General features: G+C 61.8%; 16 protein-coding genes. 10 read left to right on the top strand and 6 right to left on the bottom strand.

Annotated elements, in window-relative coordinates:
* Positions 1–115 precede the first annotated feature (115 nt).
* From AC2CGI_RS20265 to ghrB, 5 genes are all read left to right on the top strand, one after another.
* Positions 116–1,150 (top strand): LacI family DNA-binding transcriptional regulator, encoded by a 1,035-nt coding sequence (locus AC2CGI_RS20265; RefSeq protein WP_015376159.1) that lies wholly within the window; start codon positions 116–118, stop codon positions 1,148–1,150.
* Between the two features lie 165 nt (positions 1,151–1,315).
* Positions 1,316–2,068, top strand: coding sequence for a sugar phosphate isomerase/epimerase family protein (locus AC2CGI_RS20260; protein ID WP_015376158.1), 753 nt, complete (start codon positions 1,316–1,318; stop codon positions 2,066–2,068).
* A 7-nt stretch (positions 2,069–2,075) separates the two neighbouring features.
* Entirely contained in the window at positions 2,076–3,041 is a 966-nt protein-coding gene (locus tag AC2CGI_RS20255) for a sugar kinase (RefSeq protein ID WP_033645233.1), read from the top strand.
* Positions 3,042–3,171: 130 nt separating this feature from the next.
* Entirely contained in the window at positions 3,172–4,440 is a 1,269-nt protein-coding gene (locus AC2CGI_RS20250) for an MFS transporter (RefSeq protein WP_004933942.1), read from the top strand.
* Positions 4,441–4,513: 73 nt separating this feature from the next.
* A complete protein-coding gene (gene ghrB / locus AC2CGI_RS20245) occupies positions 4,514–5,491 on the top strand; it encodes a glyoxylate/hydroxypyruvate reductase GhrB (protein ID WP_033631399.1) in 978 nt (325 codons plus the stop codon).
* 1 nt (position 5,492) lies between these two features.
* On the opposite strand, the gene AC2CGI_RS20240 is transcribed toward ghrB, so the two are convergent.
* Positions 5,493–5,645, bottom strand: a complete 153-nt coding sequence (locus tag AC2CGI_RS20240; RefSeq protein WP_015376155.1) for a hypothetical protein — start codon at positions 5,643–5,645, stop codon at positions 5,493–5,495.
* A 195-nt stretch (positions 5,646–5,840) separates the two neighbouring features.
* On the opposite strand from AC2CGI_RS20240, the gene AC2CGI_RS20235 reads away from it, so the two are divergent.
* Positions 5,841–7,904: an alpha-amylase gene (locus AC2CGI_RS20235; RefSeq protein WP_015376154.1), complete on the top strand. Its 2,064-nt coding sequence runs from the start codon at positions 5,841–5,843 to the stop codon at positions 7,902–7,904.
* 135 nt (positions 7,905–8,039) lie between these two features.
* Positions 8,040–9,293 carry a valine--pyruvate transaminase gene (locus AC2CGI_RS20230; protein WP_076741172.1) on the top strand — a complete coding sequence of 418 codons (1,254 nt, stop codon included), beginning with the start codon at positions 8,040–8,042 and terminating at the stop codon, positions 9,291–9,293.
* Between the two features lie 39 nt (positions 9,294–9,332).
* On the opposite strand, the gene AC2CGI_RS20225 is transcribed toward AC2CGI_RS20230, so the two are convergent.
* The 3 genes from AC2CGI_RS20225 to ibpA form a co-directional block, all read right to left on the bottom strand.
* The gene (locus AC2CGI_RS20225) at positions 9,333–10,991 is read right to left on the bottom strand and encodes a putative transporter (protein ID WP_015376152.1); all 1,659 of its coding nucleotides are present in this window, start codon (positions 10,989–10,991) and stop codon (positions 9,333–9,335) included.
* A gap of 167 nt (positions 10,992–11,158) precedes the next feature.
* Positions 11,159–11,587, bottom strand: a complete 429-nt coding sequence (ibpB, locus tag AC2CGI_RS20220) for a small heat shock chaperone IbpB (protein WP_004933922.1) — start codon at positions 11,585–11,587, stop codon at positions 11,159–11,161.
* Between the two features lie 107 nt (positions 11,588–11,694).
* Positions 11,695–12,108 carry a small heat shock chaperone IbpA gene (gene ibpA, locus AC2CGI_RS20215; protein ID WP_004933919.1) on the bottom strand — a complete coding sequence of 138 codons (414 nt, stop codon included), beginning with the start codon at positions 12,106–12,108 and terminating at the stop codon, positions 11,695–11,697.
* Positions 12,109–12,417: 309 nt separating this feature from the next.
* Between ibpA and AC2CGI_RS20210 the strand changes: the two genes are divergently transcribed.
* Complete coding sequence (locus AC2CGI_RS20210; RefSeq protein ID WP_004933911.1) at positions 12,418–12,765, top strand: YceK/YidQ family lipoprotein; 348 nt, start codon at positions 12,418–12,420, stop codon at positions 12,763–12,765.
* Between the two features lie 30 nt (positions 12,766–12,795).
* On the opposite strand, the gene AC2CGI_RS20205 is transcribed toward AC2CGI_RS20210, so the two are convergent.
* The gene (locus AC2CGI_RS20205) at positions 12,796–14,076 is read right to left on the bottom strand and encodes a YidR family protein (protein WP_021504162.1); all 1,281 of its coding nucleotides are present in this window, start codon (positions 14,074–14,076) and stop codon (positions 12,796–12,798) included.
* Between the two features lie 38 nt (positions 14,077–14,114).
* Positions 14,115–14,528, bottom strand: a complete 414-nt coding sequence (locus AC2CGI_RS20200; RefSeq protein ID WP_139339710.1) for a hypothetical protein — start codon at positions 14,526–14,528, stop codon at positions 14,115–14,117.
* A gap of 39 nt (positions 14,529–14,567) precedes the next feature.
* On the opposite strand from AC2CGI_RS20200, the gene AC2CGI_RS20195 reads away from it, so the two are divergent.
* Entirely contained in the window at positions 14,568–15,536 is a 969-nt protein-coding gene (locus AC2CGI_RS20195) for a threonine/serine dehydratase (RefSeq protein WP_076741174.1), read from the top strand.
* A complete protein-coding gene (locus AC2CGI_RS20190) occupies positions 15,523–16,464 on the top strand; it encodes an ornithine cyclodeaminase family protein (RefSeq protein WP_076741175.1) in 942 nt (313 codons plus the stop codon). Before AC2CGI_RS20195 ends, AC2CGI_RS20190 begins: the two co-directional genes overlap by 14 nt.
* The last annotated feature ends 3 nt before the right edge of the window (positions 16,465–16,467 follow it).

The raw sequence follows: 16,467 nt of genomic DNA, 5'->3' as shown, positions 1-16,467 counted from the left end.
GGGCGCCACCTGCGCCCCGCCGCCTCCCTGCGATTTTCTCCTTACCCTTCAACATTCCCGCCCGCACATCGGGTATGGTAGTCTCCTTGGCAATTAACCGCAGGAGGGATCGGCTGTGAGCACTGTCAAGGCAACGCGCGCATCGGGACGCGCCACCATCAGCGATGTGGCCAGCATCGCCAAAACCGGCAAGACCAGCGTGTCGCGCTATCTGAATGGTGAACAACACCTGCTTTCCGACGATCTCAAACAGCGCATCGAACAGGCGATCCAGCAGCTCGACTACCGGCCAAGCCAGATGGCGCGCAGCCTGAAGGGCGGCCAGACCCGCCTGATCGGCCTGATCCTCGCCGATATCACCAACCCCTATTCGGTGGACGTGATGCGCGGCATCGAGGCCGCCTGCCGCCAGCACGGCTTTACCCTGCTGGTGTGTAATACCAACAACGAAGTCAATCAGGAACAGCACTATCTGCAGTTGCTCAGCAGTTACCGGGTGGAAGGTATCGTGGTCAACGCGGTCGGCATGCGCGAGGAAGCGTTATCCACGCTGCAACAGTCGATGCTGCCGATGGTGTTGATCGACCGCAAAATCCCCGACTTCGCCTGCGACGTGGTGGGCCTGAACAACCGCGAAGCGGCCACCGTCGCCACCGAACACCTGTTGCAACAAGGTTTCGAAGCGATCCTGTTCCTCAGCGAGCCGCTCGGTACGGTCAATACCCGCCTGGAACGCCTGCACGCCTTCAGGCATACCATGGCGCAGCACCCCGCGCTGTTGGCGGAGCAGGCCGAAACGCCGCTCAACGATCGGCAGAAACTGGAGCAGGTGCTGAGCGATTTCAGCGGCCGCCACCGCGGCATGCGCAAGGCGGTGATCTCCGCCAACGGCGCCCTGACGCTGCAGGTGGCGCGCGCCATGCGTCGGCTCGGCATCCAGTGGGGCAACGACATCGGCCTGCTGGGCTTTGACGAACTGGAGTGGGCGGAACTGGCGGGCGTCGGCATCACCACGCTGAAACAGCCCACCTACCAAATGGGGCACGCTGCGCTGGAACGGCTGGTGCATCGCATTCAGGGCCTGGCCGCCCCCAGCGGCGAGCAGATGTTCTCCGGCGAGCTGATCGTCCGCGGCTCCACCACCCGCTAACCCGCCTTTTCCGGGGCGTTAACCGTCCCGCCCTCACCGGCTGTTTTTTGCTCAGCTTCGTGATTGCGATCATATTTTTACACTCTGCCGCTTTTCGCTGGAACCGGTTCCATTTAACGTACCGGTAACAGCAGCGGCGGCGACAATGCCGCCTCAGGAGTCAAAATGAAAACAGAAATCATCGTGGTCACCGGCGCCTACGGCACCGATACCGTCAAACAACACGGCGGCCAGCGCGCGCTGTTGCCCCTCATCGCCGGCGCTGGCGCCGACGGGGTGGAGATCCGCCGCGAACTGTTCGCCGCCGGCGAGCTGGACAGCCTGCCGGTGCTGGCGCAAGAGATCGATCGCCAGCAGCTGTTCGCCGTCTACTCCGCCCCTGAGGCGCTGTTCACCCCGCAACATACGCTGAACCCCAACCTGCCGGCGCTGCTGGCGGAAGCGCAGGCGCTGAACGCGCGCCAGCTGAAGCTGTCCCTCGGTCATTTCCGCCCCGGCTTCGATTTTACCGAGCTGAAAGTGGCGCTGGAGCAACACCCGGTCAAGCTGGTGGTCGAGAACGACCAAACGCCGGACTGCGGCATTTTGTCGATGCTGAACGCCTTTTTCCACGCCGCGGAAGATAGCCATCTGCCGGTCAGCATGACCTTCGATATGGCCAACTGGCTGTGGGTGGGGCAAGACGCCTTCGCCGCCGCCGAGCGCCTGGCCCGCCACGTCGGTTACGTGCACGTCAAAGCCGCCACCCAAGGCCCGCGCGGCTGGCGCGCCGTCGCGCTGGACGATACCGACGGCAGCTGGCGCGATCTGCTGGCCCGCCTGCCGCACGATGCGCCGCGCGGTATCGAATTCCCGTTGCAGGGCGATGACCTGGAGGCCGTCACCCGTCATTACGTCAATATTTTGCGTGCGGAGTAACCCCATGATGACAACGTTAACGGCAACGACGGCGCAGCAGACGCCCCTGGATGTGGTCACGCTGGGCGAAGCCATGGCGATGTTCGTGGCGGCGCAAACCGGCGACCTGGCGGAGGTGGAAACCTTCACCAAACGCATCGCCGGCGCCGAACTGAACGTGGCGATCGGCCTGGCGCGTCTGGGCATGAACGTCGGCTGGGTCAGCCGCGTCGGCAATGACTCGTTCGGCCGCTTCGCCCTGCAGCAGCTGAAAAAAGAAGGCATCAACTACCGGCAGGTGACGGTCGATGGCCACTATCCGACCGGTTTTCAGGTGAAATCCAAAACCACCGATGGTACCGATCCCAGCGTGGAATACTTCCGCAAGGGCTCGGCGGCCAGCCACCTGTCGATTGCCGATTTTAACCGCGAGTATTTCGGTTCCGCGCGCCACCTGCACCTGAGCGGCGTGGCGGCGGCGCTGTCCGGCGAATCGCTGGCGCTGTGCCACCATGCGGCGCGCGAGATGCGCGCCATGGGCAAAACCATTTCGTTCGACCCCAATCTGCGCCCGGTGCTGTGGCCCAGCCGCGAGGTGATGATCGAGCAGCTGAACCAGCTGGCGTTCGCCGCCGACTGGGTGCTGCCGGGGCTGAAAGAGGGGCAGATCCTCACCGGCCAATCGACGCCGGAAGGCATCGCTGATTTCTATCTGGAACGCGGCGTGCAGGCGGTGATCATCAAAACCGGCCCGGACGGCGCCTGGTTTAAAACCGCCGCCGGCGATAAGGCGGCGGTGGCCGCAGTCAAGGTCGACAACGTGGTGGATACCGTGGGGGCGGGTGATGGCTTTGCCGTCGGCACCCTCAGCGCCCTGCTGGAAGGCAAAACGCTGGTACAGGCGGTGCAGCGCGGCAACAAAATCGGTTCGCTGGCGATCCAGGCCATCGGCGACAGCGAAGGCCTGCCGACCCGCGCGGCGCTGGCCGAATAACAATAAAAAAACGACTTCTCCGCATGACGTCAGCCTCTGGCCCTACAACCGGGACGCGTCGGGAGAGCATCTGCCCCTTCTTCTGGCATGCCGGGCGAAGGGGATGCAACACCACTGAAGGATACTGAACATGAACAAAGCGACTGTCGCGGCCAAACGCTGGTGGTACATCATGCCCATCGTGTTTATCACCTACAGCCTGGCCTATCTCGATCGCGCCAACTTCAGCTTCGCCTCCGCCGCCGGCATCAATGAGGATCTCGGCATCACCAAGGGCATGGCCTCGCTGCTGGGCGCGCTGTTTTTCCTCGGTTATTTCTTCTTCCAAATTCCCGGCGCCATCTACGCCGAACGCCGCAGCGTCAAAAAATTGATCTTCTGGTGCCTGATCCTGTGGGGCGGTTGCGCCTCGCTGACCGGCGTGGTGAGCAATATCCCGATGTTGGCCGCCATCCGCTTTATCCTCGGCGTGGTGGAAGCGGCGGTGATGCCGGCGATGCTGATCTACATCAGCAACTGGTTCACCAAATCGGAGCGGTCACGCGCCAATACCTTCCTGATCCTCGGCAACCCGGTGACGGTGCTGTGGATGTCTGTGGTGTCAGGCTACCTGATCCACGCCTTCGGCTGGCGCGAAATGTTCATCATCGAGGGCATTCCGGCGGTTATCTGGGCGTTCTGCTGGTGGGTGCTGGCGAAAGACAAACCGGCGCAGGCCGGCTGGTTGAGCGCCGATGAGAAACAGGCGCTGCAACAGCAGTTGGACGAAGAACAGAAAGGCATCAAGGCCGTGCGCAACTACGGCGAAGCCTTCCGCTCACGCAACGTGATCCTGTTGTGCGTGCAGTACTTCGCCTGGAGCATCGGCGTGTACGGCTTCGTGCTGTGGCTGCCTTCCATCCTGCGCAGCGGCATGCAGATGGGCATGGTGGAAGCCGGCTGGCTGTCGGCGGTGCCTTACCTGGCGGCAACCATCGCCATGATCGTCGTCTCCTGGGCGTCGGACAAAATGCAAAACCGCAAGCTGTTCGTCTGGCCGCTGCTGCTGATCGGCGCGCTGGCGTTCTTCGGCTCTTACGCCGTCGGCACCAACCACTTCTGGATCTCCTACGGCCTGCTGGTGGTCGCCGGCGCCGCGATGTACGCCCCTTATGGGCCGTTCTTCGCCATCATTCCGGAAATGCTGCCGAAAAACGTCGCCGGGGGCGCCATGGCGCTGATCAACAGCATGGGCGCGCTGGGTTCGTTCTTCGGTTCGTGGTTCGTCGGCTATCTGAATGGCGCCACCGGCAGCCCGGCGGCCTCTTACATGTTTATGGCCATCGCACTGGTGGTGGCGGTGGTGCTGACGCTGATCGTCAAGCCCGCCCGCAACGAGATCCAGCCACAATTGGCTTGATCCGGTTATACTTTTTCTCTGTTAACCCAACCGGGGGGGCGCCATGCCCCCTTTGGCCCAGCTGGAGTTCGTGATGAAGCCTTCTATCGTATTGTACAAAAGCCTGCCCGCCGATCTGCGTGAACGTCTGGAACAGCACTTCACCGTGCACGCCTTCAACGGCCTGCAGCCGGAGAACCGCGACGAACTGCGCCAGGCGCTGCAGCAGGCCGAAGGGATCATCGGTTCCGGCGGTAAAATTGACGAAGCTTTCCTGCAGCAGGCGCCCAAACTGCGCGCGGCCTCGACCGTTTCCGTCGGCTACGACAACTTCGACGTCGAGGCGCTCAACGCCCATAACGTGCTGCTGATGCATACCCCGACGGTGCTGACCGAAACAGTCGCCGACACCATCATGAGCCTGGTGCTGGCGACCGCGCGCCGGGTGGTGGAAGTGGCGGAGCGGGTGAAGGCCGGCGAATGGCGCGGCAGCATCGGGCCGGACTGGTTCGGCGTCGACGTGCACCACAAAACCATCGGCATCCTCGGCATGGGGCGCATCGGCCTGGCGCTGGCGCAGCGCGCGCACTTCGGCTTCGGCATGCCGGTGCTGTACAACGCCCGCCGCACGCACGAAGAGGCGGAGCAACGCTTCAACGCCCGTCGCTGCGATCTGGATACCCTGCTGGCCGAATCGGATTTCGTTTGCATCACGTTGCCGCTGACCGAACAAACTTTCCATCTGATCGGCCGCGATCAGCTGGCGAAAATGAAGAAAAGCGGCATTCTGATCAACGCCGGCCGCGGGCCGGTGGTGGATGAGCAGGCGTTGATCGAAGCGCTGCAAAACGGCGTGATCCACGCCGCCGGGTTGGACGTGTTCGAGAAAGAGCCGCTGCCGGCCAATTCGCCGCTGCTCAGCATGCCGAACGTGGTGGCGTTGCCGCACATCGGCTCCGCCACCCATGAAACCCGCTACGGCATGGCCGCCTGCGCGGTGGATAACTTGATCGCGGCATTGACCGGCACGGTGAAAGAAAACTGCGTCAATCCGCAGCTGTTGCGGAAATAACTCAGCGCGGCCGGTGGTCTGCGGATAACCGGCCGTGTTGCTCTTCCTGCTGCGGCGCGAACAGCGCCTGCAGCTGATGTTCTTCGGCGAAGTGCTGCAATTCGGCATCCTGAATTGCCCGAACGATCTCTTCTCGCCAGTTTTTGTCCGTCATCGCTAACCTCCTTTGATGTTCATCGTTTAATCTGCCGCAGCGCGCGCGCAAAGCCAAGCCGAATCAATCCGAAAACGCTCCGCCCTTCTCCTCCTCCCCGAAAAACCCTCGCAGGGAGGAGGCCATTTTTCCGCCGTTTGCCACACTGGCGCTACCCAGCGGAAAAAACGCTTCCTGCCACGCGTAAGGAGAGCCATGAAACTGTTACCCCTGCCCTTGTTGATACTGCTGTCGCCTTCGGCACTGGCCGGCTGGACGTTGGCGGGTTTCCCGGCCTTCGACGAAACTGCCGCCGGGCTGTTCGCCAGCCAGGCCGCGCTGCCCAAAGGCCAGCTGCCGCTGCGGCTGTATCAGGATAACCACTGCTGGCAGCCCGCCGAGGCGGTGAAGCTTAACCAAACGCTGTCGCTGCAGCCCTGCGGCGCCCATCCGCCGGCCAGCTGGCGGCAGTTCCGCGCCGGCGATTATCAGGTGCGCATCGACACCCGCAGCGGCACGCCGACGCTGCAGCTCAGCCTGAGCAGCGCGCCGGAAAGCGCCGCCGTTGCCGTGCGCAGCTGCCCGCGCTGGGACGGCAAGCCGGTCACGGTCGACGTCGCCTCCACCTTCACCGAAGGCGAAACGCTGCGCGATTTCTATTCCGGCCAAACGGCGCAGGTGAGCCAGGGGAAAATCACGCTGCAGCCCGCCGCCGCCAGCGGCGGCCTGTTGCTGCTGGAATCCGCCGCCACGGCGAAACCGGCGGCGTTCAGTTGGCATAACGCCACGGTCTACTTCGTGCTGACCGATCGCTTTGAGAACGGCAATCCGGCCAATGACCACAGCTACGGGCGCCGCAGCGACGGCCTGCAGGAAATAGGCACCTTTCACGGCGGCGATCTGGCCGGCCTGACGCAGAAGCTGGATTATCTGCAGCAGCTCGGCGTCAACGCCTTGTGGATCAGCTCACCGCTGGAGCAGATCCACGGCTGGGTCGGCGGCGGCACCCAAGGCGATTTCCCGCATTACGCCTATCACGGCTATTACGCGCTGGACTGGACGCGCCTCGACGCCAACATGGGCACCGAACAGGAGCTGCGCACGCTGGTCGAGCAGGCCCATCAGCGCGGCATTCGCATTCTGTTCGACGTGGTGGTGAACCATGTCGGCTACGCCACGCTGGCGGATATGCAAACGTTCCACTTCGGCTCGCTGTATCTGCAGGGTGCAGAGGTGGAGAAAACCCTGGGGAAAAACTGGAGCGACTGGCGCCCCGGGCCAGGGCAAAACTGGCACAGCTTCAACGACTACATCAATTTCAGCGACAAGGCGGGCTGGCGCCCATGGTGGGGGAAAAACTGGATCCGCACCGACATCGGCGACTATGACGCGCCGGGCTATGACGACCTGACGATGTCGCTGGCCTTCCTGCCGGACATCAAAACCGAAGCGCCCGGCGCCAGCGGCCTGCCGCTGTTCTATCGCCACAAACCCGACACCGCCGCTCGCGACATGCCCGGCGCCACCACCCGCGATTACCTGACCGTCTGGCTCAGCCAGTGGGTGCGCGATTACGGCATCGACGGTTTTCGCGTCGACACCGCCAAGCACGTGGAAAAACCGACGCTGGCGCTGTTGAAGCGGCGCGCCACGGCGGCATTGGCGGCGTGGAAAGCGGAGCATCCACAGCAGGCGCTGGATGACGCGCCGTTTTGGATGACCGGCGAGGCCTGGGGCCACGGGGTGATGAAAAGCGACTATTACCAAAACGGCTTCGACGCGATGATCAACTTCGATTTCCAGGACCAGGCGTCGCAGGCGCTGGGCTGCTTTGCCGACATCGATGCCACCTACCGGCAGATGGCCGAGCGGCTGCAGGATTTCAACGTGTTGAGCTACCTCTCTTCACATGACACCCGGCTGTTCTTCGCCAGCGACGCCAAAGGCTCGCAGGTGCGCCAACAGCGGGCGGCGAACCTGCTGTTGCTGGCGCCGGGGGCGGTGCAGATTTACTACGGCGATGAAAGCGGCCGCCCGCTCGGCCCAACCGGTTCCGATCCGCTGCAGGGCACCCGCTCCGACATGAACTGGCCTGAGTTGCAGGGGGAAAAAGCCTCGCTGCTGGCCCACTGGCAACGGTTGGGGCAGTTCCGCGCTCGCCACCCGGCGATCGGTGGCGGCGTGCAAACGCCGCAGCCGCATGCCGCCTACTATGCCTTCAGCCGTCGACTCGGCGACGATAAGGTGATGGTGGTATGGGCCGGCGAACGGTCACAATAATCCAGCGTAATATGCTGACAATCGGCTAATGAGCAAAGCTTTTGCCCATTGGTCGATTTGTCGGCCGCATTGCAGAGGAATTTGTCTGGCGGTATGGTGGGGGATTACCTGCTAAAAAACAGTACTGCTGCACCTATGACTTTCTCACTTTTCGGCGAAAAATTTACCCGTTATGCGGGCATTACCCGTTTGATGGACGACCTGAACGAAGGCCTGCGCACCCCCGGTGCCATCATGCTCGGCGGCGGCAACCCGGCGCAGATCCCAGAGATGGAAGCCTACTTCAAACAGCTGTGCCAGGAGATGCTCGACCAGGGCAAACTGACCGAAGCGTTGTGCAACTATGACGGCCCGCAAGGCAAGGACGCGCTGCTGAAAGCGCTGGCCAATCTGCTGCGCGACGAGCTCGGCTGGGAGATTTCACCACAGAATATTGCACTGACGAACGGCAGCCAAAGCGCGTTTTTCTACTTGTTCAACCTGTTCGCCGGCCGCTACGCTGACGGTTCGCGCCGTCGCGTGCTGTTCCCATTGGCGCCGGAATATATCGGCTATGCCGATGCCGGGCTGGACGAAGGGCTGTTCGTCTCCGCCAAACCGAACATCGAGCTGCTGCCGGACGGCCAGTTCAAATATCACGTTGATTTCGAACACCTCACCATCGGCGACGACATCGGCATGATCTGCGTTTCACGGCCGACCAACCCGACCGGCAACGTGATCACCGACGAAGAGCTGATGAAGCTCGACCTGCTGGCGCAGCAGCGCGATATTCCGCTGGTGATCGACAACGCCTACGGCGTGCCGTTCCCCGGCATTATCTTCAGCGACGCCACGCCGCTGTGGAACCCGAACACCATCCTGTGCATGAGCCTGTCCAAACTCGGCCTGCCGGGCTCGCGCTGCGGCATCGTGATCGCCGACGAGAAGGTGATCACCGCGCTGACCAACATGAACGGCATCATCAGCCTGTCGCCGGGCAGCATGGGGCCGGCGATGGCGACGGAAATGATCGAGCGCGGCGATCTGCTGCGCCTGTCGAACGAGGTGATTCGCCCGTTTTACAAACAGCGCGTCGAACACACCATCGAGATTATCCGCCGCTACCTGTCGCCGGAGCGCTGCCTGATCCACAAACCGGAAGGGGCCATCTTCCTCTGGCTGTGGTTCAAGGATCTGCCGATCACTACCGAGGTGCTGTATCAGCGCCTGAAAAAGCGCGGCGTGCTGATGGTGCCGGGCCACTACTTCTTCCCGGGGCTGGAGCACGACTGGCCGCACACCCACCAGTGCATGCGCATGAACTACGTGCCCGACCCGGAGAAAATCGAGCGCGGCGTGGCGATCCTGGCAGAAGAGATCGAACGCGCGCATCAGGAAGCGAACTAAGCGCAATCCATTGGGGCGCCACCACGGCGCCCTGATGGATTACAGCGTCCAGAACAGCACCGCCAGCAGCTGCGGCGACATGATGCGCAGGAACATCGCCAGCGGATAAACGGTGGCGTAAGACAGCGCCGCGGCACCGCTGGTGGGATGCAGACCGTTGGCGAACGCCAGCGCCGGCGGATCGGTCATCGATCCCGCCAGCATGCCGGACAGCGTCAGGTAGTTCATCTTGCCCACCGTGCGCGCCAGAATACCGACGCTCAGCAGCGGAATCGCGGTGATCAAGGCGCCGTACCCGACCCACGTCAGCCCCTCGCCGTGCAGCAACGTATCGATGAAGTTACCGCCCGATTTCAAACCAACCACCGCCAGAAACAGCACGATGCCCAGTTCGCGCAGCGCCAGGTTGGCGCTCGGCGGCATAAACCAGTACAGCTTGCCGATGCTGCCGATGCGCCCCAGGATCAGCGCCGCCACCAGCGGCCCGCCGGCCAGCCCCAGCCGCAATGCCGCCGGGAAGCCGGGCACGAACAGCGGAATGGAACCGAGCAACACCCCGAGGCCGATACCGATAAAGACCGGTAGCATCTGCACCTGCTGCAGTTTTTGTTGGGCGTTGCCGACAATCGCCGTCACCGCGTCGATGGCCTCCGGCCGGCCGACCAGGTTGAGAATGTCGCCAAACTGCAGCGTCACGTTGCTGCCGGCCACCAGCTCCACGCCGGCGCGGTTGAGGCGTGAAATCACCACGTCATACTTTTGCTTCAGATTCAGATCGCGGATTTTCTTGCCCAGCACCTGCTCGTTGGTCACCACCGCCCTCACCACCTGCAGCGCAGTGCCGCGCGTCGACAGCGAGGCATCCACCTCTTCTCCGATCACCAACCGGGCGTTCTCCAGATCTTCGCGTTTGCCCACCAGATGCAGGTAGTCGCCAAGCTCCAGCCGCTCGTGCGGCGCCGGCACCATCAACAGCTCCCCGCGCTTGAGGCGCGAACAGACGATCGCTTCACCGTTGAGCAGCGGCACGCTTTTGATCGCCATGCCCTGCAGATTGGGATTGCGCACCGCCACGTTGATGGCGTGCAGCAACTCGCGCTGATTGCCCAGGCTGCTTTCAAACGCCTGAGCCTCACGCTCGATGTTGATGCGGAAAATCAGCCGGATCAGCCACATCACCAGCAGGATGCCGCATATGCCAAACGGATAGGCCATGGCGTAACCCATCCCCATGCCGTCCACCAGCGCCGGATCGGAACCGAGATCGGTCAGGATTTGCTGACCGGCGCCCAGCGCCGGGGTGTTGGTGACCGCGCCGGAGAACACGCCGAGGATGATCGGCAGCGGCACGTCGAACAGCTTGTGTACCGCCGCCGCCACGATGCCGCCGGTCAGCACCAGCAGCACCGCGAAGGCGTTGAGCCGCAGACCGGAGACGCGCAGCGAAGAGAAGAAACCGGGGCCGACCTGGATGCCGATGGTGTAGACGAACAGGATCAGGCCAAACTCCTGGATAAAGTGCAGCATGTCCCCATTCAGGCTGATTTGCCCGCTCTGGGCAAAGTGGCCGACCAGGATACCGCCGAACAGCACGCCGCCAATGCCCAACCCGACGCCATACAGCTTCCAGTTCCCCATCCACAGCCCAATGACGGCCGCCAACGCCAACATGCTGACGGTCAGGGCGATATCGCTCATAGGTCACATCCTTGCCAAAGTTGAACATGGGATTTGCGGCCAAAGACACACAATTAACAAGGATTATGGCATCGGGCAGACGAGGGGACTGTGGCGTGCGCCACATAACGCAACGGGGGAGATCCGTTTGGATCTCCCCCGCATGATGATGGCCGTTTTTCAGCCGGTTATTTCGCTTCCAGCTCCGGCGTCGCGCCGATGGCGATGCGCTGAGGCTGCAAGGCTTCCGGCACCTGACGCACCAGATCGATGTGCAACAGGCCATTTTCAAATTTGGCCTCGGACACCTGCAGGTGTTCCGCCAGGGTGAAGGTCAACTGGAACTCTTTGCACACCAGCCCCTGATGCAGGTACTCGACCTGTTTTTCCGGCGGCGTGGGTTTACCGCTGACGGTCAACCGCGGCCCTTCCACTTCAATATTCAGTTCGCTCTGCCGGAAACCGGCCAGCGCCAGAGAAATGCGGTAGTGATTGTCGTCACTTTTCTCGATGTTATACGGCGGGAACCCCTGGGGTTCCTGGCCGCCCATTGAACTGGCCAATTTATCAAAACCAATCCACTGACGCAGAAGCGGGGATAAATCGTAATTACGCATAGGAACAACTCCTTTCATTAAGCGAGATGTGTTTATTCAGCCCCCTGACGGCAGGCTAATCATGACTTCATATTTACCGGCAGCGTACCTGCCGGCGAAACGGAAATTTATTTAATTTCGATGCGGCGCGGTTTTAATGTTTCCGGCACGATGCGTTGCATGTCGATATACAACAGGCCATTCTCCAGTTTGGCGCCTTTAATTTGAATATGTTCGGCCAGCTGGAATTTACGCTCGAAATTACGCTCGGCGATGCCCTGGTATAAATAGGTTTTTTCTGCCGGTTCATTGTTGTGCGCCCCGCGCACGATCAGCAGATTGTCCTGCGTGGTGATCTCCAGCTCCTGCTCGGCAAACCCGGCTACCGCGATGGCGATCCGATAATGATTTTCATCCACCAGCTCGACATTATAAGGGGGATAACCGCCGTTGCCCTGACTCTGGCCAGCCTCCAGCGCGTTGAACAGGCGATCGAAACCAATGGCGGAACGGTATAGCGGGGAAAGATCAAAATTACGCATAAAACAGCCTCCTAAGGCACTTCAGCGAGGTTGAAATAAATACGCCTTCCACTCTGGACAGGCTAATTAAGCCAGAATTCCCTTACGGCGAATTCTCAATTCGGCTCTGATGATAAAATGGGGGTTGCTTTCATCAATTCAACAGGCGAGGATCAAAAAAATTTGCACCAATAAGGTAAAAGTTTTTTTTACCACTTACACTAAAGTGAGAGAGCCGCCACAGAGCGGGATTTTGCTTCTTTTAAAGCAGCAACAGGATGTTATAAATCAGCTTAATTTAGGGGCACAGCAACCCTGCAGGATGGATTAATGACGATGATGAAAGCGATAGCGACGGGCTGCATGTTGTTGGCGACCAGCGGTTGCTCCAGCGTGATGAGCCATACCGGCCCGAATCAGGGTTACTATCCCGGCACCCGCGCCAGCGTGGACATGCTGAAGGACGACAACACCAGTTGGGCGATGATGCCGCTGGTGGCGCTGGATCTGCCGTTCTCCGCGGTGATGGATACCGTGCTGCTGCCTTACGACTATCTGCGATCCGGCAACGACGCCACCGCAGACTCGCCAAAAGCGCGTATCCTGCGCAGCGAGCAGCAGAATTTGGCGGCGACCGGCAATCCCGGCCAGGGCGACGACAGCACCGCCACGCACTAATCGCGCACGCAGCGGGTCATCAGGCCCGCCTTACGCCTCAACCACGAAGATCTGGTTGAACCCCGCTATCTCGCGCATAAACGCCACTTTCTTGCCATCCGGCGAGAACACCACGGCATCCCCCGACGGCGGCTGCACGCTGCGCGGCGTCAAACGCTGCAGGCGACCGCTGGCCACCTCGCACAGCATCACGCTGTTGTCGCACACCAGGGCTATCGTCCCGCCCTGCGGGTGCCAGCTGAACGCCGACTGGATGTCATGCTCGCTGCGGCTCACCTGGCGCGGCTCGCCACCGTTAGGCGACACCGTCCACAGCTGCACCACGCCGCCGTCGTCCTTCATCAGAAAAGCTATCTGGCTGCCGTCCGGCGAACTGCGCAGCCAGTGGCGCGGCGCACCAGCCACGCCAGGAAAACGGCGATCCCCGGTAAAGGTTACCCGCCGCTGCCTGACGCCAAGCGGCGGCGCCGGCAGCTCGCTTTCCGTCCCCTGCAGCGGCAGAGCGCCCGCCCGGGCGTAGTCGACGTCGTTCTCCGGCAGATCGACGATAAACACCTCAGACAGCTTCTCTCCGGCAGCGGACAACGTATCGCCGATAAATGCCAGCGCCCAGCGCTGCCGGCTGCCGTCGGCCTTACGGTAGCCTTCGCGCCCGATCCAGCCTTCTTCGTAAGCGCGATTGATCTGATCGCTACCCGGCTGCGGCTGCGGCACCGTCTCGCTGACCAACACGCAATAGTGGCTGCCGTCGTACTCGCGCGGGTGCTGTTTTGGCGGATTAACCCCGTGCAGCGGCACGGCCACGCCGACGTTGCGCAGATCGCGCGCCGGATCGCGTTCATGCATCACGTGATCGTTGTAGGTAAAGCTGAGGCGGCTGCCGTCCGGACTGAAAACGTGCACGTGGCTGCCGCCGCGCAGCGCGCCGGGGGTATAGGGCGCGGTGATATCCAGCGCGTCGAGGGTGATGGCCAACTCGCGATCCGGTTCGCTGACGATCACCCCGCGGCGGTGGTGAAAATCATACTGCCAGGCGCTGTCCGGGTGCTCAGGTCCGTGAATAAAGGCATAGCGCGCCGGCGCATCGGGGCTGACCGTGACCACGCCAACGTGGGCGCCGTGCTGGGCGCGATAAATCACCTCCACCGCGCCGCTGGCGACGTTGACACGCTCGATGCTGAGGCCGGTGAAAGAGGCGCCGCGCGGGCGCACGTCATAAGCCAGCCATTGACTGTCCGGCGTCCAGACGTTGATATTGGTTAACTGATGCCCACGAGGGTCGAAAGTCAGTTGTTTTTCCCGATGGCTCATGGCGGCTCTCCTGCACATGCTGGCACTGAGCCGTCATCTTACCGGATCGCCCGCAGCGTTTCATATGGCCTGTGAGGGTGAGGCGGGAGGATTTTTCGATTCGAAATCACGCAATTATTTTCCAGCGTCTTATCATTTAAGCCGATCGACGGCGTCGGCAGGAAATAAGCGGCCGACCAGGCGATAGAATTCCTGCCGGCGAGACTCAACGGCGCCAATGTAATAGAGGTGGGTGATGCAAACGCTATTTTTTTATTCTCACTTCCCTTATAAGAATAAGGCAGCGGCAGCGCCTTACTTAACGCAAATAAATAAAAAATCGTGCCGCTAAACGACAGGTTTATGATTATTTTCACCGAAAACGGCAATGCTCCCGCCGACCGTTGCCGTTTTCTGATCGGTGTGCCCGAAGGTCGGGCCGCGGGGTTTACAATCAATACAAAAAAGTACAAACTGGATTTTTAAGTCCAAATTAATTTTCTGGAGCCGGTATGAACACCCTCTTCGATGCCATTGTTTCCGCTCATCAGCAACTGCGCCCTCAGGTGCGGGTCACGCCGCTGGAGCGCAGCGTGCTGCTTTCTCAGCAGTTGGGCTGCGAGCTGTATCTGAAATGCGACCACCTGCAGCACACCGGTTCCTTTAAATTTCGCGGCGCCAGCAACAAGCTGCGGCTGTTGGATAACGAGCAACGCCGGCGCGGCGTGATCGCCGCCTCAACCGGCAACCACGGCCAGGCTGTCGCCCTGGCGGGGCAACGGATGGGCGTTGGCGTCACGGTTTATGCGCCGGAGACGGCGGCGAGCATCAAGCTCGACACCATCCGGGCGCTGGGCGGCACCGTGGAATTGGTGCCGGGCGACGCGCTGAACGCCGAACTGGCGGGGGAACAAGCCGCACGCGAACAGGGGAAAACCTACATCTCGCCGTATAACGACGAGCAGGTCATTGCCGGCCAGGGCACCTGCGGCATGGAGCTGGTTGAACAACTCGCCGATCTTGACGCGGTGTTCGTGGCGGTCGGCGGCGGTGGCTATATCGCCGGCATCGGCACCGTTTTGCGGCAACTGTCGCCGAACACGCAGCTTATCGCCTGCTGGCCGGAAAACGCCACCAGCCTGTACAGCGCGCTGGAAGCCGGCCATATCTTCCCGGTGGAAGAACAAGAAACCCTGTCCGACGGCACCGCCGGCGGCGTCGAGCCGGGCGCCGTGACCTTCCCGCTGTGCCAGCAGCTGATTGACCGTAAAGTGCTGGTCAGCGAGGCGGAGATCAAACACGCGATGCGCCGGATCGCCGCCAGCGATCGCTGGATTATCGAAGGCGCGGCCGGCGTGGCGCTGGCGGCGGCGAGCAAACTGGCGCCGGAATACCGAGGTAAAAAGGTGGCGGTGGTGCTGTGCGGTAAAAACATCGTGCTGGAGAAATACCTCAAGGCCATCGCCGATGCGCATCCTTAATCAGCAGCAAATCCTCGCCGCGTTCGACGCCGAGGCCATTACGCCGCTGCTGAAGCAGGGTTTTATCGCCTACTCGCAACAGCGGGTGCAACAGCCGCCGGTACAGCATTTCCTGTTCGAGCAGGCCGCCGGCGACTGCTGCATCAAGTCCGCCTGGTTGGAAAGCGACGAACTGTTCGTGGTCAAGATCTCTACCGGTTTCTATCGCAATGCCGAACACGGCCTGTCGAGCAATCAGGGGCTGATGATGGCGTTCTCCGCCCAGACCGGCGAGCCGCAGGCGCTGCTGCAAGATGAAGGTTGGCTGACCGCGCTGCGCACCGCCCTGGCCGGCCGCATCGTCGCCGAGCTGTGCGCGCCGCCGCATATTCAGGCGATCGGCATGGTCGGCACCGGCCTGCAGGCGCGGCTGCAGCTGCAATGTCTGAAACCGGTGACCGATTGCCGCGAGGTATGGGTGTGGGGCCGCAACGAACAGGCGCTGGCGGCGTATCGGCGCGATGCCGAGGCTGAGGGTTTTCGGGTGCGGGTCACGCAGGATGCGGCGGAGCTGGCGGCGCACTGTCAGCTGATCGTCACCACCACGCCCAGCCGCGAACCGATTTTGCAGGCGGCGGATATTCGGCCCGGCACGCACATTACCGCGGTGGGCGCCGACGCGCCCGGTAAGCAGGAGCTGGCGACCGAGCTGGTGGCCCGCGCGGACGCGCTGCTGGTCGATGCGCTGGCTCAGTGCACAGACTATGGCGAGATCGCGACGGCTTATCGGCAGAACAAGCTGACTTCAACGCCGATCGTCGAAATGGGCGCCGCATTGGCGCAGGGCGGGCGGGTACGACGCGAGCCGCAGCACATCACCATCGCCGATCTCACCGGCTTGGCGATTCAGGATCTGCAGATCGCCAAAGGGGTGTTGGCGAAAGTATAAAGG

It is taken from the genome of Serratia sp. LSHTC3 (genome assembly GCF_057197125.1).
The sequence above is the reverse complement of the archived record's forward strand: the minus strand, read 5'-3'. Positions and strand labels throughout refer to the sequence as shown.